The organism is Xanthomonas sp. NCPPB 3582, assembly GCF_041475735.2.
GTDB lineage: Bacteria > Pseudomonadota > Gammaproteobacteria > Xanthomonadales > Xanthomonadaceae > Xanthomonas > Xanthomonas codiaei.
Map to the genome: position 1 here is coordinate 3,440,432 of NZ_CM192968.1, position 20,330 is coordinate 3,460,761.

At 66.3% G+C, this 20,330-nt stretch carries 18 protein-coding genes; 12 read left to right on the top strand and 6 right to left on the bottom strand.

Annotation, left to right across the window (positions count from 1 at the left end; all coding sequences use genetic code 11):
* Nucleotides 1-2: 2 nt before the first annotated feature.
* A complete protein-coding gene (locus ACCQ05_RS14455; protein ID WP_228962386.1) occupies nucleotides 3-194 on the bottom strand; it encodes a hypothetical protein in 192 nt (63 codons plus the stop codon).
* A gap of 127 nt (nucleotides 195-321) precedes the next feature.
* Here ACCQ05_RS14455 and lpxD point away from each other — a divergent pair, with 127 nt between their 5' ends.
* From lpxD to ACCQ05_RS14500, 9 genes are all read left to right on the top strand, one after another.
* Nucleotides 322-1,335, top strand: coding sequence for a UDP-3-O-(3-hydroxymyristoyl)glucosamine N-acyltransferase (gene lpxD / locus ACCQ05_RS14460; protein ID WP_228962385.1), 1,014 nt, complete (start codon nucleotides 322-324; stop codon nucleotides 1,333-1,335).
* The gene (gene fabZ, locus ACCQ05_RS14465; RefSeq protein ID WP_104542688.1) at nucleotides 1,332-1,793 is read left to right on the top strand and encodes a 3-hydroxyacyl-ACP dehydratase FabZ; all 462 of its coding nucleotides are present in this window, start codon (nucleotides 1,332-1,334) and stop codon (nucleotides 1,791-1,793) included. The genes lpxD and fabZ overlap by 4 nt, the downstream gene beginning before the upstream one ends.
* A gap of 23 nt (nucleotides 1,794-1,816) precedes the next feature.
* On the top strand, nucleotides 1,817-2,608 hold the full coding sequence (gene lpxA, locus ACCQ05_RS14470; protein WP_104542690.1) for an acyl-ACP--UDP-N-acetylglucosamine O-acyltransferase: 792 nt from the start codon (nucleotides 1,817-1,819) through the stop codon (nucleotides 2,606-2,608).
* A 95-nt stretch (nucleotides 2,609-2,703) separates the two neighbouring features.
* Nucleotides 2,704-3,921, top strand: coding sequence for a lipid-A-disaccharide synthase (gene lpxB, locus ACCQ05_RS14475; protein WP_228962439.1), 1,218 nt, complete (start codon nucleotides 2,704-2,706; stop codon nucleotides 3,919-3,921).
* The gene (gene rnhB / locus ACCQ05_RS14480; RefSeq protein WP_372391064.1) at nucleotides 3,918-4,634 is read left to right on the top strand and encodes a ribonuclease HII; all 717 of its coding nucleotides are present in this window, start codon (nucleotides 3,918-3,920) and stop codon (nucleotides 4,632-4,634) included. The genes lpxB and rnhB overlap by 4 nt, the downstream gene beginning before the upstream one ends.
* A gap of 205 nt (nucleotides 4,635-4,839) precedes the next feature.
* Complete coding sequence (dnaE, locus tag ACCQ05_RS14485; protein ID WP_372391066.1) at nucleotides 4,840-8,427, top strand: DNA polymerase III subunit alpha; 3,588 nt, start codon at nucleotides 4,840-4,842, stop codon at nucleotides 8,425-8,427.
* A 187-nt stretch (nucleotides 8,428-8,614) separates the two neighbouring features.
* Nucleotides 8,615-9,574, top strand: coding sequence for an acetyl-CoA carboxylase carboxyltransferase subunit alpha (locus tag ACCQ05_RS14490; protein ID WP_228962382.1), 960 nt, complete (start codon nucleotides 8,615-8,617; stop codon nucleotides 9,572-9,574).
* Between the two features lie 58 nt (nucleotides 9,575-9,632).
* A complete protein-coding gene (locus ACCQ05_RS14495; protein ID WP_228962381.1) occupies nucleotides 9,633-10,388 on the top strand; it encodes a tetratricopeptide repeat protein in 756 nt (251 codons plus the stop codon).
* 81 nt (nucleotides 10,389-10,469) lie between these two features.
* Entirely contained in the window at nucleotides 10,470-10,919 is a 450-nt protein-coding gene (locus ACCQ05_RS14500; RefSeq protein WP_372391068.1) for a hypothetical protein, read from the top strand.
* A gap of 270 nt (nucleotides 10,920-11,189) precedes the next feature.
* Here ACCQ05_RS14500 and ACCQ05_RS14505 read toward each other — a convergent pair whose 3' ends face one another.
* A complete protein-coding gene (locus ACCQ05_RS14505; RefSeq protein WP_372391070.1) occupies nucleotides 11,190-11,636 on the bottom strand; it encodes a HemJ family protein in 447 nt (148 codons plus the stop codon).
* A gap of 72 nt (nucleotides 11,637-11,708) precedes the next feature.
* Here ACCQ05_RS14505 and ACCQ05_RS14510 point away from each other — a divergent pair, with 72 nt between their 5' ends.
* Complete coding sequence (locus ACCQ05_RS14510; protein WP_372391073.1) at nucleotides 11,709-12,311, top strand: methyltransferase; 603 nt, start codon at nucleotides 11,709-11,711, stop codon at nucleotides 12,309-12,311.
* A gap of 137 nt (nucleotides 12,312-12,448) precedes the next feature.
* Here the strand turns inward: ACCQ05_RS14510 and ACCQ05_RS14515 are convergent, their stop codons facing one another.
* On the bottom strand, nucleotides 12,449-13,369 hold the full coding sequence (locus ACCQ05_RS14515; protein WP_372391075.1) for an IS110 family transposase: 921 nt from the start codon (nucleotides 13,367-13,369) through the stop codon (nucleotides 12,449-12,451).
* Nucleotides 13,370-13,854: 485 nt separating this feature from the next.
* Here ACCQ05_RS14515 and ACCQ05_RS14520 point away from each other — a divergent pair, with 485 nt between their 5' ends.
* Nucleotides 13,855-15,198, top strand: coding sequence for a polyhydroxyalkanoate depolymerase (locus tag ACCQ05_RS14520; protein ID WP_208800490.1), 1,344 nt, complete (start codon nucleotides 13,855-13,857; stop codon nucleotides 15,196-15,198).
* Nucleotides 15,199-15,335: 137 nt separating this feature from the next.
* On the opposite strand, the gene ACCQ05_RS14525 is transcribed toward ACCQ05_RS14520, so the two are convergent.
* The gene (locus tag ACCQ05_RS14525; protein ID WP_372391077.1) at nucleotides 15,336-16,253 is read right to left on the bottom strand and encodes a sensor domain-containing protein; all 918 of its coding nucleotides are present in this window, start codon (nucleotides 16,251-16,253) and stop codon (nucleotides 15,336-15,338) included.
* Nucleotides 16,250-16,612 carry a PadR family transcriptional regulator gene (locus ACCQ05_RS14530; protein ID WP_167394456.1) on the bottom strand — a complete coding sequence of 121 codons (363 nt, stop codon included), beginning with the start codon at nucleotides 16,610-16,612 and terminating at the stop codon, nucleotides 16,250-16,252. Before ACCQ05_RS14530 ends, ACCQ05_RS14525 begins: the two co-directional genes overlap by 4 nt.
* A 377-nt stretch (nucleotides 16,613-16,989) precedes the next feature.
* Here ACCQ05_RS14530 and ACCQ05_RS14535 point away from each other — a divergent pair, with 377 nt between their 5' ends.
* A complete protein-coding gene (locus ACCQ05_RS14535; protein ID WP_372391079.1) occupies nucleotides 16,990-18,543 on the top strand; it encodes an alginate export family protein in 1,554 nt (517 codons plus the stop codon).
* Nucleotides 18,544-18,812: 269 nt separating this feature from the next.
* On the opposite strand, the gene ACCQ05_RS14540 is transcribed toward ACCQ05_RS14535, so the two are convergent.
* Entirely contained in the window at nucleotides 18,813-20,171 is a 1,359-nt protein-coding gene (locus tag ACCQ05_RS14540; RefSeq protein WP_372391081.1) for a hypothetical protein, read from the bottom strand.
* Between the last annotated feature and the right edge of the window lie 159 nt (nucleotides 20,172-20,330).

Genomic DNA, 20,330 nt, shown 5'->3' on the forward strand with positions numbered 1-20,330 from the left:
CCTTAGAAGTAGTTGCTCCAGACCTTGCCCAGGCAGCTGGCGGTGGCGCTCCAATCGGATGAGTCCACGCATTGCACCTGCTGGTCCCAGAAGCTCTGCGCATCGGCACGCTGCTGCGCGAAATCGTCGGCCGATGCGCTGCTGACAGCGCCCAGCAGGATCACACCGGCGAACATGGAGAGGAGGGATTTCATATGCTTCTTCCTGGGTTAGCCGCGCGGTTGCGGCCAGGCAACAGATACGCCTGACTGTTTAGCGCATTCTTGGCAATGTTTTTTTTCCGTAAAAACAGCCACTTACTGTTTACGCGAGGTTCACCTGATGCCGTTGACCGCCAGTGCGATTGCCGAACAATTTGGTCTGACCGTCGTTGGCGACGGCGCGACCGAGGTCACCGGGGTGGCGACGCTGGCGCACGCCGGCGCAAGCCAGCTGAGCTTCCTGTCCAATCCGCGTTACCGGCCGCAATTGGCTGACACCCGGGCCGCCGTGGTCGTGGTGCGCGCCGAGGATGCCGAGGCCGCGCGCGGCACCGTGCTGGTCGCCAAGGACCCGTATACAGCGTTCGCCAAGATTGCGGCGCTGTTCGACGTGGCGCCGGTGCGTGCACCTGGCATCCACCCGTCGGCCGTGATCGATCCCAGCGCGCAGGTCTCGCCGGGCGCGCATGTCGGCCCGTTCGTCAGCATCGGTGCGCGTAGCCGCGTGGGCGATGGCTGCGTGATCGGCACCGGCAGCATCATCGGCGAGGACTGCGTGGTGGACGACGGCAGCGAACTGCTCGCCCGGGTCACCCTGGTCACCCGGGTGCGCCTGGGCAGGCGCGTGCGGATCCATCCGGGCGCGGTGATCGGCGCGGACGGCTTCGGCCTGGCGATGGACGCCGGCCACTGGATCAAGGTGCCGCAGCTCGGCGGCGTGGTCATCGGCGACGATTGCGAGATCGGCGCCAACACCTGCATCGACCGCGGCGCACTGGAAGACACCGTGCTGGAAGAAGACGTGCGCGTGGACAATCTGGTGCAGATCGCGCACAACTGCCGCATCGGCGCCCATAGCGCCATCGCCGGCTGCACCGGCATTGCCGGCAGCGCCAAGATCGGCCGCTATTGCCTGCTTGGCGGGCATGTGGGCGTAGTCGGCCACCTGGAGATCTGCGACAAGGTGGTGATCACCGGCAAGTCGGTGGTGCGCAATTCCATCCATGAGCCGGGCGAGTATTCGTCCGGCACCCCTCTCACCGACAACCGCACGTGGCGCAAGAATGCCGCGCGCTTCAAACAACTCGATGCGCTGGCAAGGCGCATCCTGGCTGTGGGCAAGGAGAACGCATGAGTCACCCCGTTTACGAGCTGCCGATCGACGTCAACCAGATCCAGACGCTGATCCCGCATCGCTACCCGTTCCTGCTGATCGACCGGGTCATCGAGCTGGACCTGGATGCCAAGCGCATCGTCGGCCAGAAAAACGTCAGCATCAACGAGCCGTTCTTCCAGGGCCACTTCCCGACCCGCCCGGTGATGCCCGGCGTGCTGATCATCGAAGCGCTGGCGCAGGCCGGCGGCGTGATGACCCAGCTCGGCCTGGGGCGCGATGCGCTGTCCAAGCTGTTCTACATGGTCAAGGTCGACAACGCCCGCTTCAACAAGCAGGTGGTGCCGGGCGACGTGCTGATCCTGGACGTGCAGATGAAGCGGCTGATCCGCAACATGGGATGCTACTACGGCGAGGCCAAGGTCAACGGCGAAGTCGTGGCCAGCGCGGAAGTCATGTGCGCCGGCGCCAGGGAATAATCCGTTTTTGGAGGTGAGAGACGATGCGTGATCAGGCACCCTTGATTCATCCCACCGCCGTCATCGATCCCGCGGCGCGACTGGCCGACGATGTGCGCGTCGGCGCGTTCTGCCTGATCGGCGCCGATGTGGAGATCGGCGCCGGTACCGAGGTGGGGCCGCATTGCTCGATCCACGGCCCTACCCGGATCGGTCGCAACAACCGCTTCATCGGCCATGCGGCGATCGGCGGCGAGCCACAGGACAAGAAATATGCCGGCGAACGCACCGAACTGGTGATCGGCGACGGCAACGTGATCCGCGAGTTCGTCACCATCAATCGCGGCACCGGTGGCGGCGGCGGCATCACCGTGATCGGCAACGACAACTGGATGCTGGCCTATACGCACGTGGCGCACGACTGCCATGTCGGCAACCATTGCGTGTTTTCCAACAACACCACGCTGGCCGGCCACGTTACCGTGGGCGACTACGTGATCATCAGCGGCTTTGCCGGTGCGCATCAGTTCTGCCGCATCGGCGCGCACGCCTTCCTGGGCATGGGCGCGCTGACCAACGGCGACGTGCCGCCGTTCACCATGGTCGGCAGCGACTCGTTGGGCCGCCCGCGCGGCATCAACAGCGAAGGCCTCAAGCGCCGCGGCTTCGATGCCGAGCGCATCACCGCGATCAAGCGCGCCTACCGCACGCTGTACGTCGCCGGTCTGCCGCTGGCCGATGCCAAGGCGCAACTGGCCGAACAGGCCAAGGACAGCGAAGACGTCCGCGGCATGCTGGAGTTCATCGAAGCGGCGGAAAGGCCGTTGCTGCGATGAAGACCGGGATTCGGGAGTCGGAATTGGGGATGAGCAGCGTTACCTCGCAGCAGGGTGAGGCGGTCATCCCCGCCCTTGCCAATCCCGAATCCCGAATGCCCAATCCCGGCGCGCGTGGGCGCGCGCCGCGCATCGCGCTGATCGCCGGCGAAGCCTCCGGCGATATCCTGGGCGCGGGCCTGATAGAACAGTTGCGGCTGCGCTACCCCAACGCCGAATTCGTGGGCATCGGCGGCGATGCGATGCGTGGCGCGGGCTGCCAGACCTGGTTCGATGCCAGCGAGCTGGCAGTGATGGGCCTGACCGAAGTGCTGCGCCATCTGCCGCGTCTGCTCAAGCTGCGCAGCGCGTTCCGCGAGCGCGTGCTGGCGTGGAAGCCGGACGTGTTCATCGGCATCGATGCGCCGGACTTCAATCTGCCGGTGGAGCGCTGGCTCAAGCAGCGCGGCATCAGGACCGTGCATTACGTCAGCCCCTCGGTGTGGGCCTGGCGCGAAAAGCGTGCGGAAAAGATCGGCGCCAGCGCCGACCTGGTGCTGTGCCTGTTCCCGATGGAACCGCCGATCTATGCCAAACACGGCGTGGACGCGCGCTTCGTCGGCCACCCGATGGCCGACGACATCGCCTACCAGGCCGACCGCGAGGCCGCGCGCGCCACGCTGGGGTTGTCTGCCTCCAGTACCGTGCTGGCGGTGCTGCCGGGCAGCCGACATGGCGAAATCAGCCGACTCGGCGATACCTTCTTCCAGGCCGCCTGGCTGGTGTCCGAGCACCTATCCAACCTGCATGTGCTGGTGCCGGCCGCCAACCCGGGCTGCAAGCAGTTGCTGGCCGAGCAGCTGTCGCGCTCGTCGCTGCCGGTGATGCGCTCGCACCTGCTCGACGGCCAGGCACGCACCGCCATGCTCGCCGCCGACGTGGTGCTGCTGGCCTCGGGCACCGCCACGCTGGAAGCGATGCTGGTCAAGCGCCCGATGGTGGTCGGCTACAAGGTGGCGCCACTGACCTACCGCATCGTCAAGACGCTGGGCCTGCTCAAGGTCAACCGCTACGCCCTGCCCAACATCCTGGCCAACGACGACCTCGCCCCCGAGTTGATGCAGGACGACTGCACCCCGGAACGGCTGTGCGTGGCCCTGCTGGACTGGTTCAAGCACCCGGAAAAGGTCGCCGCCCTGCAACCGCGGTATCTGGCCCTGCACGCCGAACTGCGCCGCGATGCCTCGGCGCGCGCGGCCGATGCGGTGGCGGAGCTGCTGGAGGGCCGGGATTCGGGAGTGGGGATTCGGGATTCGTCAGGAGCAACAGCATGACCGACCTCCGCCAGCCGGCCTTGTTTGGCCAATCCCAAATCCCGAATGCCGAATCCCGGATTTTGACCGCCGGTGTCGACGAAGCCGGCCGCGGTCCGCTGGCCGGGCCGGTGGCAGTCGCGGCGGTGGTGTTCGACCCGGGCAAGCCGCGCATCAACGGGCTGGACGATTCCAAGCAGCTCACGGCCGAGCGCCGCGAGCAGTTGTACGCGCGCATCATCGACCGGGCGCTGGCGTGGTCGGTGGTGTTGATCGAGAGCGAAGAAATCGACCGCATCAATATCTACCAGGCCACCATGCTCGGGATGCGCCGCGCGGTGGAAGGTGTGGCGCATGTGGCCAGCTTCGCGCGCATCGACGGCAACCGCGTCCCCAAGGGGCTGCCCTGCCCGGCCGAAGCGCTGATCGGCGGCGATGCGCTGGACCGCGCCATCATGGCCGCCTCGATCGTGGCCAAGGTCACCCGCGACCGCGTGATGCATCAGCTGCATGCACAGCACCCCGAATACCGCTTCGATCAGCACAAGGGGTACAGCACGCCCACCCACCTGGCCGCCCTGCAGACCCACGGGCCGTGCCCGCAGCATCGCCGCAGCTTTGCGCCGGTGCGGTTGGCGCTGGAGAGCCTGGGGAGCCGGGACCCGGGACCGGGGATCGAGGACCCGGAACAGCTGCAGGTGGTGCAGCTGGTTGCGCCGCTTTTAGAGGTCTGAGGTCTGAGGCCGGGACTGGGGACCCGGGACCGGGGACCCGGCAAAGCAACGGCAACGGCAACGGCCGGCAGCGGACCGCCACGTATTCGCGCTTTTGCTTTTGCTCCCCCCGGGTCCCCGGTCCCGGGCCCCCGGTCCCGGCTTGTCAAGCCTTGTTCCTCCCCGCCCCCGCCGCTACCCTGCCCGGGCATCGTTCTGGTTCCGCATGTCCACTTCCCGCTTCGTCCATCTGCACGTCCACACCGAGTTCTCGCTGGCGGATTCCACCATCCGTGTGCCCGAGAAACCGGATCAGGCCGATCCGAAAAAAGCCAAGCAGGCCAATCTGCTGAGCCGGGCGGTCGAACTCGACATGCCCGCGCTGGCGGTCACCGACCTCAACAACCTGTTCGCGCTGGTCAAGTTCTACAAGGCCGCCGAAGGCGTGGGCATCAAACCCATCGCCGGCGCCGACGTGATGATCGCCACGCCGGACATGACGCCGTGGCGCATGACCCTGCTATGCCGCGACCGCGAGGGTTACCTGAGCCTGTCGCGGCTGCTCACCCGCGCCTGGATGGAAGGCCACCGCCCCGAGGGCGGGGTGGCGGTCCATCCCGAGTGGTTGCAGGCCGGCCATGCCAACCTGTTCGCGCTGGCCGGACGCGACAGCCTGGCCGGGCGCTTGTTCAACGAGGGCCGTGCCGACCTGGCCGAGCAGCAGCTGGCCGACTGGCAACGCGTGTTCGGCGATGGCCTGCACCTGGAACTCACCCGCACCGGCCGCGAGGGCGAAGAACGCTTCAACCAGTTCGCCCTGCATGCGGCCGGCGTGCGCGGGTTGCCGGTGGTGGCCAGCAACGACGTGCGCTTCCTGTACGCCAACGATTTCAACGCGCACGAGGCGCGCGTGTGCATTTCCTCCGGCCGCGTGCTGGACGATCCCAAGCGGCCACGCGAGTACAGCGATCAGCAATACCTGAAATCCAGCGAGGAGATGGCCGCGCTGTTCGCCGACATCCCCGATGCGATCGACAACACACATGCGCTGGCGCAGCGCTGCAACATCGAGATGCGGCTGGGCACCTACTTCCTGCCCGCCTACCCGGTGCCCGAAGACGAGACCCTGGACAGCTGGATCCGCAGCCAGTCGCGACAGGGCCTGGCCGCACGCCTGGAAAAGAACCCGATCGCCCCGGGCAAGACGCGCCAGGACTACGTGGACCGGCTGGAATTCGAGCTGGACACCATCATCAAGATGGGCTTTCCAGGCTACTTCCTGATCGTGGCCGACTTCATCCAGTGGGGCAAGAACCAGGGCATTCCGATCGGCCCGGGGCGCGGTTCCGGTGCCGGTTCGCTGGTGGCCTGGGCGCTGCAGATCACCGACCTAGACCCGCTGCCGTACAACCTGCTGTTCGAGCGCTTCTTGAACCCCGAGCGCGTGTCGATGCCCGACTTCGACATCGACTTCTGCATGGACCGCCGCGACGAAGTCATCGACTACGTGGCGCGCAAGTACGGCCGCGAGCGCGTCAGCCAGATCATCACCTACGGCACCATGGCGGCCAAGGCGGTGGTGCGCGACGCCGGCCGCGTGCTGGGCTTCTCGTATGGTCTGGTGGACAGCGTCGCCAAGCTGATCCCCAACATCCTGGGCATCACGCTCAAGGACGCGATGGGCGAAGGCAAGGACTCGGAGATGGCCTCGCCGGACCTGATCCAGCGCTACCAGGTCGAAGACGACGTGCGCGACCTGATGGACCTGGCGCGCCAGCTCGAAGATCTCACCCGCAACGCCGGCAAGCACGCCGGCGGCGTAGTGATCGCGCCGGATCCGCTGTCCGAGTTCTGCCCGCTGTTCGCCGAACACGACGAAGACGGCCGCGGCAAGAACCCGGTGACCCAGTTCGACAAGGACGATGTTGAAGCGGTGGGCCTGGTGAAGTTCGACTTCCTCGGCCTGCGCACGCTGACCATCATCGACTGGGCGGTCAAGGCGATCAACGTGCGCCACGCGCGCGCCGGCATCGACCCGGTGAACATCACCGCCATCCCGCTCGACGACGCGCCGACCTACAAGGGCGTGTTCGCTTCCGGCGCCACCGGTGCGGTGTTCCAGTTCGAATCCTCGGGCATGCGCCGCCTGCTCAAGGACGCGCGCCCGGACCGCTTCGAAGACCTGATCGCGCTGGTGTCGCTGTACCGCCCCGGCCCGATGGACCTGATCCCGGACTTCAACGCGCGCAAGCACGGCCAGCAGGAGATCGTCTATCCCGATCCGCGCACCGAAGTCATCCTGAAAGACACCTACGGCATCATGGTGTACCAGGAGCAGGTGATGCAGATGGCGCAGATCGTCGGCGATTACTCGCTGGGTGGCGCCGACCTGCTGCGTCGCGCGATGGGCAAGAAGGTGCCGGCCGAAATGGCCAAGCACCGCGAGATCTTCCGCGAGGGTGCGGCCAAGGGCGGCGTGGGCGCGGCCAAGGCCGACGAAATCTTCGACCTGATGGAGAAGTTCGCCGGCTACGGCTTCAACAAGTCGCACGCGGCCGCCTACGCGCTGGTCAGCTACCAGACCGCCTGGCTGAAACGGCATTACCCGGCCGAATTCATGGCCGCCACGCTGTCCTCGGACATGGACAACACCGACAAGGTGGTGGGCTTTCTCGATGAGGTGCGCAATCTCGGCCTGACCGTCAGGCCGCCGCGCGTCAACGAATCGGCCTACATGTTCGAAGCCGCCAGCCCGGACACGATCCAGTACGGCCTGGGCGCGATCAAGGGCGTCGGCCAGGGTGCCTGCGAAGCGATCGTCGAAGAACGCCAGCGCGGCGGCCCCTATACCACGCTGCTGGATTTCTGCACGCGCGTGGGCACCGCAAAGCTCAATCGGCGCACGCTGGAAGCGATGATCAATGCTGGCGCCATGGATGGGCTGGGCAAGAACCGCGCCTCGCTGATGCTGCAGCTGCCCGAAGTGATGAAGGCCACCGAACAGATGGCGCGCGAGCGCGCCTCGGGGCAGAACTCGCTGTTCGGCGGCCCGGACCCGAGCGCGCCGGCGATGCGCCTGGACCTGCCCGAGAGCAAGGAATGGCCGTTGGGCCAGCTGCTCACCGGCGAGCGCGAAACGCTGGGCTTCTACCTCAGCGGGCATCCGTTCGACCCGCACCGCGAGGAGGTGCGCGAGCTGGTCGGCTGCGACCTGGGCGCGCTGGAAAAGATCCTGGCCTCCCAGCAACGTGGCGGCGGTGGTGGTGGCGACGGCGAGAAACGCGCCTGGCGCCCGGAGGTGAGCGCCATTCTTGCCGGCCAGGTGGTCGGCGTGCGCCGCAAGGGCGACAGCCAGGTGTTCGTGCAACTGGAAGACGGCCGCGGCCGGGTGGAATGCAGCGCGTTCTCCGATGCGATGGCCGAGTTCGGCCACCTGCTCACCCGCGACCGCATCCTGATCGTCAAGGGCGGCCTGCGCGAGGACGAATTCAACGGCGGCTACAGCCTGCGCATCCGCCAGTGCTGGGACTACGAGCAGATCTGCGCCGACCACGCGCAACGGCTGTCGCTGCGCCTGGACCTGCGCGAGAAGCAGGCCTTCAAGCGCATCGACGCCCTGCTGGCCAAGCACCGCCCCGGCAAGACGCCCCTGCGCCTGGACCTGCTGCTGCGCGCCCCCTGCGGCGGCGTGGCCGGCATGCTCGACCTCAACGGCAACCACTCGGTGCGCATCGACCAGCAACTGATGGACAGCCTGCGCGCCGACCCGGCGGTGCGGACGTTGAAGATCAAGTACAGCCCCCCATGGGCCTGAGGGGCCGGGATTGGGCATTCGGGATTGGGGATTCGCAACGGCGGTCTACCGCCATGCCGAAGCGGCGCGGTACTGCTCTAGCGAATCCCGAATCCCGACTCCCCAATCCCCGCCTCCGAACGGCTGCGTACGGGCCAGCCACACCGCTTCAGCTACACTCCCCGCCTTACGTTGACGACGCCATTGCATGAATCCTAACTACCTCGACTTCGAGCAACCCATCGCCGATCTGGAAGCCAAGATCCAGGAGCTGCGCAAGGCCAGTACCGGGCCTGCAGTCAACGTGGAGACCGAAGTCCGCGCGCTGCGCGACAAGTTGCGCGTGCGCACCGCGCAGATCTTCCGCGACCTGTCGGCCTGGCAGGTCTCGCAGCTGGCGCGCCACCCGCAGCGCCCGTACACGCTGGACTACATCGGCACCATCTGCGATGAGTTCCAGGAACTGGCCGGAGACCGCGCCTATGCCGACGACAAGGCCATCGTCGGTGGCCTGGGCCGCATCGATGGCCGCCCGGTGGTGATCATCGGGCACCAGAAGGGCCGCGATACCAAGACCAAGGTGGCACGCAACTTCGGCATGCCGCGTCCGGAGGGCTACCGCAAGGCGCTGCGCCTGATGAAGCTGGCCGAACGCTTCCGCCTGCCACTGCTGACCTTCATCGACACCCCCGGCGCCTATCCGGGCATCGGCGCGGAGGAGCGCGGCCAGTCCGAAGCGATCGCGCGCAACCTGCTCGAAATGGCCGAGCTGAAGATCCCGGTGATCTGCACCGTGATCGGCGAAGGCGGCTCCGGCGGTGCGCTGGCGATCGGCGTGGGCGACCGCACCCTGATGCTGGAATACGGCACCTATTCGGTCATTTCGCCCGAAGGCTGCGCCTCGATCCTGTGGAAGGACGCGGCCAAGGCCAAGGACGCCGCCGAACAGCTGGGCCTGACCGCCAAGCGCCTGAAGGGCCTGGGCCTGGTCGACAAGGTGATCCGCGAACCCACCGGCGGCGCGCATCGCAATCCAGAACAGATGGGCAAGCGCCTGAAGGCGGTCCTGCTCAACGAACTGGACGCGCTGGAAAAGATCCCGATGGAAACCCTGCTGCAGCAACGCTACGAGCGCCTGCGCAGCTACGGTGCCTACGAGGGGCATTGATCCGCGTGCACGATGACCGGCCGCGCCAGCTGCGCGGCCTTGGAAAGGACTCCCAGGCATGACCCCACTCCTGCTGATCTCGCTGTTGCTGCAAGCCGCCTGCTGCGTCCACGTCGTACGCAGCGGCCGCCCGTTGTACTGGATCTTCCTGCTGCTGGCGTTTTCGCTGCTGGCGGTGCTGGTCTACGTGTTCGTGGCGGTGATCCCGGACCTGCGCAACGACCCCAACGCGCGCCGCAGCCTCAAGCGCGTGCGCAACACCCTGGACCCGCAGCGCGAACAACGCGATGCCTCGCGCCGCCTGGATGTGGCCGACACTCCGGAAAATCGTCGCCAGCTCGCCGAGAGCCTGTTGGCCCGCGGCGACTACGCGCAGGCCGCCGAGCATTACCAGGGCGCGTTGCGCGGGCTGTATCGCGACGATCCGCACCTGATGCTGGGCCTGGCCAAGGCCCAGTTCGGGCTGGGCCAGCCGCAGCAGACGCGGCAGACCCTGGATGCCCTGATCGCGGCCAACCCCGGCTTTCGTTCGCACGACGGGCACCTGCTGTATGCGCGTGCCGTCGAAGACAGCGGCGACATCGATGCCGCGCTGCACGAGTACGAAACGCTGGCGCAGGGCTATCCCGGCGAAGAGGCGCGCGTGCGCTATGCGCAGCTGCTGCAGCGCACCGCACGCAGCGACCAGGCCAAGGCGATGTACGAACAGGTGCTGCGGCATGCCGCCGCGTCGCCCAAGCACTACCAACGCGAGCAACGCGCCTGGGTCGACCTGGCACGCAAGGGTCTGCGCGAGCTGGACACCGGCGCGTAATCGCCGGCCGCTCCAGGGGTCATCTGGCAACAACGAACGCGACGCGCATTCGAGCAGCCCCGCGCGACCAAGGCGACCAGCATGCCCAGAAAACCCGACATCGAGGCAGGCCTGAAGGCCGAGATCGACCATCTGCTGGAGCTGTCGGCGCAGGCGTTTCGCAGCGGCGCCATTGCGGACTCGCTGGCCCTCGGATTGCAGGCCTGGGCGCTGATCCCCGAGCCCAAACAGGCCTGGGATTACTACCCGCAAAGCCTGTCGGCGAGTTTCGTGAAGGACTACGCCGATCTGCGCGACGAGGACAACGTGCGTCAGTGGATCGAGGTGATGGCGCTGATGTACGACGACCCGGATCACACCGACCATCTGGTGCTGATGACCGAAGGCGAAGCACTGCTGCAGCTCGGGGATGAAGCGGGTGCGCGCGCTGTCTTCGGGAAAATTTACGCGCTGTACGGCAAAAAGGGATTTGCCGGGCACCAGAAGCGCTATCTGGCCGTGCATCTCGAGCAACAGCGCAACGACGCGTAACCCACCACGGCTGCCACGCGCTCGCTTCGCACCGCATCGCTCGCGGCTGCATCGACGTGCGTGTCGATGCAGCTGATCCATTTCACCGTCACTGCATGAACGCGACACGCCGAGGCATGACTGCGCACGCCCATCGCGAACCTGTCTGAGCAGGCGGTTTCTGCGCTTGCGATGCCGAAGCTACCGTCGGCGAGCTGGCCTCCACGCCCTGGCGCTCGATGATGTCCACAGCGAGTCCAGCAAGCCTGCGTCACCTTGCTGTGGCGTGGCTCAGAACGGCTTGGCCAACACCAGCCAGATCACGCCCACCAGCAGGATCACCGGCACTTCATTGAACCAACGCAGGGCCCGACCACCGGGCACGCCACGTCCCTGTTCGGCGCCTTTGACCCAGCGGCCGGACACGATGTAGTGGGCAAGAATCAAGGCCACCGCAAACAACTTGGCGTGCAGCCAGCCGCCGGCCACCATCGTCGGGAAATCCGGAATCACCCGGTAGCCCTGCCACAGCACCGCACCCAGCAGCAGCGCCAAGCCGAGCATGCTGTGGCCGAATTTGTACAGCCGCCGCCCCATCAGCACCAGGCGCGCGCGCACCGCGGTGTCGCTACCGGCTTCGGCGATATTGACCAGGATGCGCGGCAGGTAGAACACCGCGGCCATCCAGGCGATGACGAACAACAGGTGGAAGGTCTTGATCCACAGATACAAGGTCATGCGCTGGCTCCACTGGCTCGCGTAGGATGGCCCGCATTTTCACCTATCCAAGGCCGCGAAAGCGCCTCACACATGTCCACGCCCGATCACAAACAGTACGACGCCGCCTATTTCACCCGCTGGTACCGCAACGCGGGCCTGGCCGACCCGGCGCGCCTGCGACGCAAGGTCGCACTGGCTGTCGCCCAGGCCGAGTACCACCTGGAGCGCCCGATCCGCAGCGTGCTGGACGTGGGCTGCGGCGAAGGCGCATGGCGTGCGCCGCTGCTGGCGCTGCGCCCCAGGCTCAGCTACCTGGGCTTCGACAGCAGCGCCTACGCCGTGCAGCGCTATGGCCGCAGCCGCCAGATCCATCCGGCCCGTTTCGGCGATTTCGCCTGGCTGCGCCCCTGCGCACCGGTGGACCTGCTGATCTGTTCGGACGTCCTGCATTACGTGCCCACCCGCGAATTCAACCAGGGACTGCCCGGGCTGGCCGAGCTGTGTGCGGGCGTCGCCTTCCTGGAGACCTTTGCGCAGGAAGATGCGTTCGAAGGCGACCACGACGGCTTCCAGCCACGGCCGGCGCGCTGGTATCGCAAGCGCTTTGGCAGCGTGGGCTTCACCGCGCTGGGATCGCATTGCTGGTTGTCGCCGCAGCTGGCCGATGAGGCGTCGTCGTTGGAGCGCGGTTGAGGAGAACTGCTTCGCCCGTGCCGTGAAGACAGGCAGCTTTTCTGCCGTGTGTTGGCTGCTTGAAGCATGCAATGCGTGTAGCTTCGCTCCGTACCCTCACCCCAACCCCTCTCCCGCAGGGAGAGCAACTGTCTTGATCAACCGGCGGCGTCAGCCGCCAGTTGATCTCGCATCTTGGCGTTGAGGATGACCAGCAGCTTGCGCATTGCCGCGACCAGGGCCACTTTGGCGGCCTTCCCGCGCTCACGCAGCCGTTGGTAAAAGTCGCGCAGTGCCGGGTTGAAGCGCACCGCCACCAGCGTCGCCATGTACAGCACCTGGCGCACGCAGGCCCGTCCACCCCAGATGTGGCGGACCCCGCGCATCAGGCCGCTATCGCGTGCCAGCGGCGCCACCCCGACCAGCTTGCCGATCGCCTTGCCGGTCAAGCGGCCCAACTCCGGCAACTGCGCCGCCAGGCTCGCCAGCAGGACCGGGCCGACCCCTTTGACCTGACGCAGCACCTCCAGCTCCGGACGTGCAGCCACCTGCTGGGCAATGCGCGCGTCCAATTCACTCAACTGCTGCTGCCATTGCCGTAAACCGCAGTGCGCCTGCTCCTTGAGCCACGCATCGCTCAGTTGGGACACCTGCTGGCGCTGCTGCTGCACCAGCGCCAGGACCTGCATGCGGCGCTGCTGGTAGGCGCGCAACCTCCGGCGCCAGTCCTCCAGCGGCTGATAGCGCCTCAAGCTCAGCACTGCTGCCATCTGCGCCAGCACCCGTGCATCCAGCTGATCGGTCTTGGACAGTTGCCCGGTTGCCCGGGCAAAGTCGCGCCCTTGCCGAGGATTGATGCGCACCACCGGCAGGCCGGCCGCATGCAACGCGTCCAGCGCCATCTGCTCATAGTTGCCGGTTGCCTCCAGCACCACCTGATGCAGCTCCATGGATCCCAGCCAGGCGCACACCTGGCGCAGGCCCGCTGCGTTGTTGGCAAAGCGCCGCCCCTGACGCAGCTGGTGAATATGGACATCCAGCCACTGCTTGCAGACATCGATTCCTGCACTGTCGTTCATGGATAACTCCGCTATGCTCCAAGGGTCGAGAGCTCTCCTGTGCAGCCCAGCCTTATCGTTACGAGCGCCTACTCGAGCAACTGTTCGGGCGTTTGACAGGAGATTCCGGCGTGGCGACCTCGCTCTCCCGCGGTCACTCAGACCTGTGGGCTATCGGTCGACCACGCCGGCTCTCGACGCCTAATCTGGCAGATCGCCAAGAGATAAGGGTCGAGAGCTCTCCTGTGCAGCCCAGCCTTATCGTTACGAGCGCCTACTCGAGCAACTGTTCGGGCGTTTGCCAGGAGATTCCGGCGTGGCGACCTCGCTCTCCCGCGGTCACTCAGACCTGTGGGCTATCGGTCGACCACGCCGGCTCTCGACGCCTAATCTGGCAGATCGCCAAGAGATAAGGGGTCCCTTCCACGGCAGGCCTATTGCCATATTTCGTATGACAGCCTCAACCATCCGCAGCCCCATTAAGGTGCAAATGCGCCAAACCCGGTATGCTGCGCGGCAGCAAAACCGCACGGATGGGTGGAATGCTTTATCAACTGCATGAGCTGACCCGCAATCTGCTAGCCCCCTGGGTGCATCAGGCCCAGGCGAACGCCAAGATGTTTTCCGACCCCGACAGCCTGTGGGCCTCGCTCCCGGGCGCCGAACGCATGGCCGCCAGCAACGAGCTGTTCCACCGGCTGGGCAAGGAATACGAGAAGCCTGCCTGGGCGCTGGACGATGTCGAAGTGGACGGCCATTCGCTGCCCATCATCGAGCGCGAGGTGCTGAGCAAGCCGTTCTGCCGCCTGCTGCGCTTCAAGCGTTTCAGTGATCACGTCGAGCTGATCGGCAAGATGAAGGAGCAGCCGGCGGTGCTGGTGGTGGCGCCGTTGTCCGGCCACCACGCCACCCTGCTGCGCGATACCGTGCGCACCCTGCTGCGCAACCACAAGGTCTATGTGACCGACTGGGTGGACGCGCGCATGGTGCCGTTGGAAGCTGGCGCGTTCCGGCTCGAGGACTACATCACCTATATCCAGGACTTCATCCGCCACATCGGCGCCGAGCGCCTGCATGTGGTGAGCGTCTGCCAGCCCACCGTGCCGGTGCTGGCCGCGGTGTCGCTGATGGCCAGCAACGACGAGCCCACGCCGCGCTCGCTGGTGATGATGGGCGGCCCGATCGATGCGCGTCGCAGCCCGACCCAGGTCAACAACCTGGCAACCGAAAACGGCATCGAGTGGTTCCAGAACAACCTGATCCACACCGTGCCGTTCCCATACCCGGGCCACGGCCGCCAGGTGTATCCGGGCTTCCTGCAGCACGCCGGTTTCCTGTCGATGAACCCCAACCGGCACGTGATGTCGCACTGGGATTTCTACACCGACCTGGTCAAGGGCGACCTGCAGGATGCGCAGGCGCACCGGCAGTTCTACGACGAGTACAACGCCGTGCTCGACATGCCGGCGGAGTATTACCTGGACACGATCCGCGTGGTGTTCCAGGAGTTCCTGTTGCCGCAGGGCAAGTGGAAGGTGGACGGCCAGCTGGTCAAGCCCTCCGCGATCCGCAATACCGCCTTGCTCAGCATCGAAGGCGAACTGGACGACATTGCCGGCCTGGGTCAGACCGAAGCCGTACACGATCTGTGCACCGGCATCGATGCGGCGCACCGCCGCCACCTGGTCGTGGAAGGCGCCGGCCATTACGGCATCTTCAGCGGCCGTCGCTGGCGCGAGGTGGTGTACCCGCAGGTGCGCGAGTTCATCGCCCGCTACGATGCCGACCCGGTGGGCAGCCGCGACCCGGCTACCGTCACCCCGATCCGCAAGCGCGGCAAACGCGCCTGATCCGAGAGAACAATCCCCGACACGCCCGGGGATTTTTTTGTGTCAACGCCAGCGGCGGACAGCGCAGTCGGTCGCAGCCAGGCTGGCCGTCGTCGCCTGGCGTCGGCGCCTGGCGTGCACAGCCGGTGCGCCGCACATCACGCGGCAGCATCGCCGCTCTTGACCAACAGATGCTTGGCGAACATGCCGTGCAGCTTGCCGAAGGCGCGCGCCAGATGCAGCGTGACGAACAGCAACAGCGCGCCCACCGCGAACAAGGGCAACGTCAGCCAGGAGCTGGTGATGTCCACGCCATCCCAGGTCAGCACCGCCGTGTGGTCGAACAACGCGATGACCGGTGACGCGGCCAGCCCCAGTGAGAGCGACAGCAGCGTGATGAACACGGTGAAGTAAACGATGCCCAGCGGCAGCATCAGCAGGAAGTACAGCATCGTGCTCCAGGTGCGCGCGTCGGTGAACATCGCACCGATGCGCTGCAGCCAGCCGCCTTGCGCGCCGGGATGCTGTGGGCGGCGCGGCATGCGCACGCCCAGCAAGGTTTCCACCACGCGCCCCTCCACCAGCGACAGCACCCGCACCGAGCCGAAGAACACCACCAACAGCGGTACGCCGATGATCAGGATCAACAATCCCAGCGACAGGCTGGCACCGGTGACCACCCAGGTGAAATAGAAGATGCCGGTGGCCAGCGACAGCAGCATGTAGAACAACGCGCCGTAGGTGCGCGGGTCGGCCGCCACGCCGAAGAACTTGCCCAGCCACGAGCTGCGCCGGGGCGGCAGCGGCGGGCGCAGCGCGCGGCTCACCGTGACTTCGGTTTCGCGGTAGATCTCGGCCACTTCCTCGGGCGCGCCGTAGCTGCCGGCCACACCCGCAATGACATCGGCTTCGCTCTTGCCCTGCTGCTCTGCCAGTTCGGCACGCAGATATTCTTCGGCGTCGTAGAGCGCGTCCTGGATCATCGCCGGATCGGCGCCGGACAGCGCCTGGCGCAGTTGCATCAGGTAATCGGGAATGGTCGTCGGCAACGGACGTGGGTGTGCGGTCGTCATCATGAGTGAGTCCCCTCCAGCACGGAATCAACGGAATCACGGGTGGCTCGCCAGGCGGCGGTCCAGTCGCGCAGGCAGTCACGCCCGCTGTCGGTAATGCGGTAATAGCGTCGCGGCGGCCCGGAGGCCGACGGCTCGACATGGCTCTGCAGCAATCCGGCCCCTTCCAGATTGCGCAGTACCGGGTACAACGCGCTCTGCTTGCCGCTGAGTACCCCTTCCAGACCTTCCAGTCGCTTGGCGATCAGATAGCCGTACAGCGGCTCCCCGGCCTGGGCCAGCACCGCCAGCAAGGCCAACGACACCGTGCCGGCACTGAGTTCCTTCTGGAACTTCTTCAGATGGGCATCCAGCTCGCTCATCGCCGTCTCCTGTTAGGTTGAAGGCAATGCTATGTAGAAGTTTGGTATAGCGGATGTGCTGGTAGTCATGGACTGGGAGTGGGGGTGGGATTCGAGATTGGTCACTGCGGGATTGGGCAGCTGACGGCGCAGTGGCCTGGCAACAAGCTGCAGCGCAAACTCGGCCGCTGACAGACGCACAAGGCCCATGCCATCCGCTGTAGCCAATCCCTCCACCGAATCCCCGCTCCCGCCCCTGTCGCGTTCGATTCCCGAGCCGGTTCATGAGCTTAGAACCTTTGGGTTACTGCCTTTCCGCCGAGGCTCCACTACAGTCAACGCCCCCTGTGCCGTTAAAACTCGCTCAGGTGGTTTTCACTTTTCGATAGGGCGACACGATGCAACTGACACGCTTGGCGCAGCTGGCCACGGCTGACACTTCCTTTGGTGCCACACGGCGCCTGTGCCTCGCGATCGGGTTGGCGTTGCCGGGCCTTGCTCTGGCGCAGGCGCAGCCAGCCCCGGCCAATGCCGAACAGGCGGTGGCCGAGCCCGCCAAGGCACCGGTCACCGCTGCGCCGGCCACCGCCAAGGGCTATCCGCAGGAAGCCCAGGGCTGGGGTGCCAAGCAGGGCGGCAACATGTGGCAGGTGCGCTGGGCCGAAGACTGGTCGTATCTGAAGGATCGGTCCAAGCGCAAGAGCCCGTTCGACCCGCTCAAATACATCCCGCTCAGCGAAGACGGCGATGTCTACGTCTCGCTCAGCAACGAGCTGCGCGTGCGCAGCAACACCATCACCAACCCGGGGCTGATTCCCGGCAGCCACTCGCAGCAGCAGTACCTGTTCCGTGCGTTCTTCGGTGCGGATCTGCACGTGGGAGAGCACTTCCGTCTGTATACCGAACTGGCGCACGGCAGCCTGGACGGGCGCAACGAAGGCGCCAAGACCGGCACCCAGGAGAACAACGCGATCCTGCAGCAGGTGTTCTTCGACGTGAAGGGCAACATCGGCGGCGCCGATACCGGCCTGCGGATCGGCCGTCAGGTGTTCGTCGATGGCCCGACCACCCTGATGGCGCTGCGCGACAACACCGATATCTTCGTGACCTTCAACGGCACGCGCGCCTGGGCGATCGGCGAAAAGACCCGGGTGGACGTGTTCGACTTGAACTTCAATCTCGACGGCACCGAAGGCCTGGGCGACGACCGCATCGACCGCTCGCGGCACTTCCGCGGCGTGGTCGGCGGCTATCGCCTGCCGACCGCCAAGCCGATGTACCTGGAGCCGTTCTTCTATCAGTTCCGCAACGACAACCAGGTATGGGGCCGCCAGACCGCCGAAGAACACCGCAATTACTACGGCCTGCGGCTGTGGGGCAACGTGGGCAAGCTGCGCACCGATTCGTTCGTGACGGTGCAGCGCGGCAGCTATGGTGGCCGCGATCTGCGCGCCTACATGGCCAGCACCTCCAACGCCTGGTCGCTGAGCGACACCGGCTGGAAACCGCGCCTGGGCTTCCACAGCGAAATCGCCTCCGGCGGCGGCGGCACGTCCGGCACCGGCACGCTGCGCAACAACAACTTCCTGTACGGCAATACGATCTACTTCAGCTGGGCCACGTTCTTCGGCCCGGTGAACCTGGTCACCGCCGCCCCGACCTTCACCTTCTCGCCCACGCCCAAGCTCACGGTGAACCTGGAGTGGGAAACCCTGTGGCGCCAGACCACCAGCGATGCGATCTACAACAACCAGGCGCGTGCCTACGCGCGCACCCAGAGCACCGGCGAGCGTCGCATCGGCACCATGCCGCGCATCAACGCTACCTGGAACATCGACCCGAACTGGTCGGTGACCTTCCGCGCCGAGCACCTGATGGCCGGTCCGGCACTGGAGAAGGCCGGCTACGGCGATTCGACCTTCGTGATGGGCTGGTTGAACTTCCGCTTCTGAGCATGCGCCCGGCGCGCCTGTGCGCACCGCTTCGTTCTGCTGCGCGCTTGCGTGGCGACCCGTCTCCATGCCGCATCCTGTCAGGGGCGCGGCATGTTGCTTTTCAGCGTATGGAATGCCGTTGCTGCGATGACCGCGGCGCGCACGTCTTGCACGCCTTGGATGATCGCACGGATTCGCTGATGAACCTTCAGGGCCGCTGCCGGCGGACCGGGGCGAGTAGCACCGCGCTCCAGAGGGCTGCGCAGCGCCGGTGACGCCTTGCGCCGCTACTGGATCGCAATGCCCGTGGGCTCCAGCGCAAGCCGGCTGGCTGACATTGGCCAGCGATCGTCTCCGGCATCTTCTTCGCCTCTGGCATACCGAGCGATGCTCAGATGCTTGCCGTCGCCATCGGCCTGCAGCGGGCGTGCCTGCCCGCGCAGCGCGGGCGGCAGCTCGGCCAGTCGCTGCGCGAGCGGCCTCGTGTCGGCCGGACGATCGCGCAACCACAGCAGGGCCGTCACCGTGCGTAGCGCCGCGGCAGTGTCCTGCAGCCTGTGCTGGTAATTGGCATAGTCCGGATGCGCCACATTCGCCAACAGGCAGCCGGTGGCATTGGCCACGCAGGCCACCGTGGCCGTGTCGGGCGTTGCCACCATGCCCGGCGGCAGCGCCCGATCCTGCGCCAGCACTGCCCGCACCGGTGCGCTGCAGGCCCAGGTAAAGGTCGGTGCCAGCAGCGCCTGGGTGCGCTCGCGATCCAGCAGCCGTGGCGAGATGCGATCCAGCCAGGCGCGATCGCCATCCTGCACGGACGCGTTCTGCAGCATCGAAAACACCATCCGCGATTCGCCGTGCAGCGCATTGCACAGCGAGATCTCTTCCATCGCCGCCGGTGCAAACGCCGCGGCGCACCGCGCCGGCAGCGGCGCCTGCATCGGTAGCTCGGCCAGCATGTCGGCGAACAACTGCGCATTGCCGCGCAGCATCGCCGCACCGATCATCGTGATCGCCAGATTGTCGCCGCTACGCAGCAGCACCCGGGCAACCTGCGCGTCGCTGCAGACATCGCTCAGGGCCTGGGTGGTGCGCCCCTGGACGAAGTCCAGTGCGCTGGCCGTCATCGACAGCGGCATCCGCGGCAGCTCGGGCACCGCCATATCGGCGCGTGGCCGGAACGGGCTGCGGTAGTCGCTGTAGTTCGCCAATGCCCGCATCCTGCTCAACATCGGCGCCTGCGTGGCCAGTGCATCGGCATAGGCCTGCGGTTGTTCACGCACGCGCTGCAGGCATCCACCTGCGCTGGCCCTGCACAGTGCCGGCGCGGTGGATGGCCAGCGTGGCAGGCGCGGATAGTCCGCTGCGGCACTTTGAAACGGCACTTCTTGCGGCTGCCGATTCAACCGCGCCACGTCCTTGGCCAGCACGGTCTCGCGCTGCGCTTCCGGAACCGCATAGGACAGCGACCACAGCGCCGCGAACAGATTGGCCCCACGCAACGGCGGCAGCGGTTGACGCAGCTGCGCCAGCGCCTGCCGCTGTGCATCGGGGATGGGCCAACGTTGGGAGACGGCATACAGCGCCGCCAATACCGCAAGCAGGATGCAACCACCGAGCAAGGCGGTCTTGAGGAACTTGGCAAGCATGCACAGCGCTTTCGGCGGGAAGCCGGGCATCTTACTGCCGTCGGCGTAGCCCCGCGATGGGTGGACGAAGACACGTCCACGTATCGACATCGTGTTCCTTCAGCAGGCAAAACAGCGACAGCCGATTGGGCGAAAAATCCGCGCAGTGTCCGGGCGACG

Excerpts from the sequence above, each read along its gene's own strand:
- ACCQ05_RS14455 (WP_228962386.1), bottom strand. The coding sequence starts at position 194 with ATGAAATCCCTCCTCTCCATGTTCGCCGGTGTGATCCTGCTGGGCGCT.
- lpxD (WP_228962385.1), top strand. The coding sequence starts at position 322 with ATGCCGTTGACCGCCAGTGCGATTGCCGAACAATTTGGTCTGACCGTC.
- fabZ (WP_104542688.1), top strand. The coding sequence starts at position 1,332 with ATGAGTCACCCCGTTTACGAGCTGCCGATCGACGTCAACCAGATCCAG.
- lpxA (WP_104542690.1), top strand. The coding sequence starts at position 1,817 with ATGCGTGATCAGGCACCCTTGATTCATCCCACCGCCGTCATCGATCCC.
- lpxB (WP_228962439.1), top strand. The coding sequence starts at position 2,704 with ATGCCCAATCCCGGCGCGCGTGGGCGCGCGCCGCGCATCGCGCTGATC.
- rnhB (WP_372391064.1), top strand. The coding sequence starts at position 3,918 with ATGACCGACCTCCGCCAGCCGGCCTTGTTTGGCCAATCCCAAATCCCG.
- dnaE (WP_372391066.1), top strand. The coding sequence starts at position 4,840 with ATGTCCACTTCCCGCTTCGTCCATCTGCACGTCCACACCGAGTTCTCG.
- ACCQ05_RS14490 (WP_228962382.1), top strand. The coding sequence starts at position 8,615 with ATGAATCCTAACTACCTCGACTTCGAGCAACCCATCGCCGATCTGGAA.
- ACCQ05_RS14495 (WP_228962381.1), top strand. The coding sequence starts at position 9,633 with ATGACCCCACTCCTGCTGATCTCGCTGTTGCTGCAAGCCGCCTGCTGC.
- ACCQ05_RS14500 (WP_372391068.1), top strand. The coding sequence starts at position 10,470 with ATGCCCAGAAAACCCGACATCGAGGCAGGCCTGAAGGCCGAGATCGAC.
- ACCQ05_RS14505 (WP_372391070.1), bottom strand. The coding sequence starts at position 11,636 with ATGACCTTGTATCTGTGGATCAAGACCTTCCACCTGTTGTTCGTCATC.
- ACCQ05_RS14510 (WP_372391073.1), top strand. The coding sequence starts at position 11,709 with ATGTCCACGCCCGATCACAAACAGTACGACGCCGCCTATTTCACCCGC.
- ACCQ05_RS14515 (WP_372391075.1), bottom strand. The coding sequence starts at position 13,369 with ATGAACGACAGTGCAGGAATCGATGTCTGCAAGCAGTGGCTGGATGTC.
- ACCQ05_RS14520 (WP_208800490.1), top strand. The coding sequence starts at position 13,855 with ATGCTGCGCGGCAGCAAAACCGCACGGATGGGTGGAATGCTTTATCAA.
- ACCQ05_RS14525 (WP_372391077.1), bottom strand. The coding sequence starts at position 16,253 with ATGATGACGACCGCACACCCACGTCCGTTGCCGACGACCATTCCCGAT.
- ACCQ05_RS14530 (WP_167394456.1), bottom strand. The coding sequence starts at position 16,612 with ATGAGCGAGCTGGATGCCCATCTGAAGAAGTTCCAGAAGGAACTCAGT.
- ACCQ05_RS14535 (WP_372391079.1), top strand. The coding sequence starts at position 16,990 with ATGCAACTGACACGCTTGGCGCAGCTGGCCACGGCTGACACTTCCTTT.
- ACCQ05_RS14540 (WP_372391081.1), bottom strand. The coding sequence starts at position 20,171 with ATGCTTGCCAAGTTCCTCAAGACCGCCTTGCTCGGTGGTTGCATCCTG.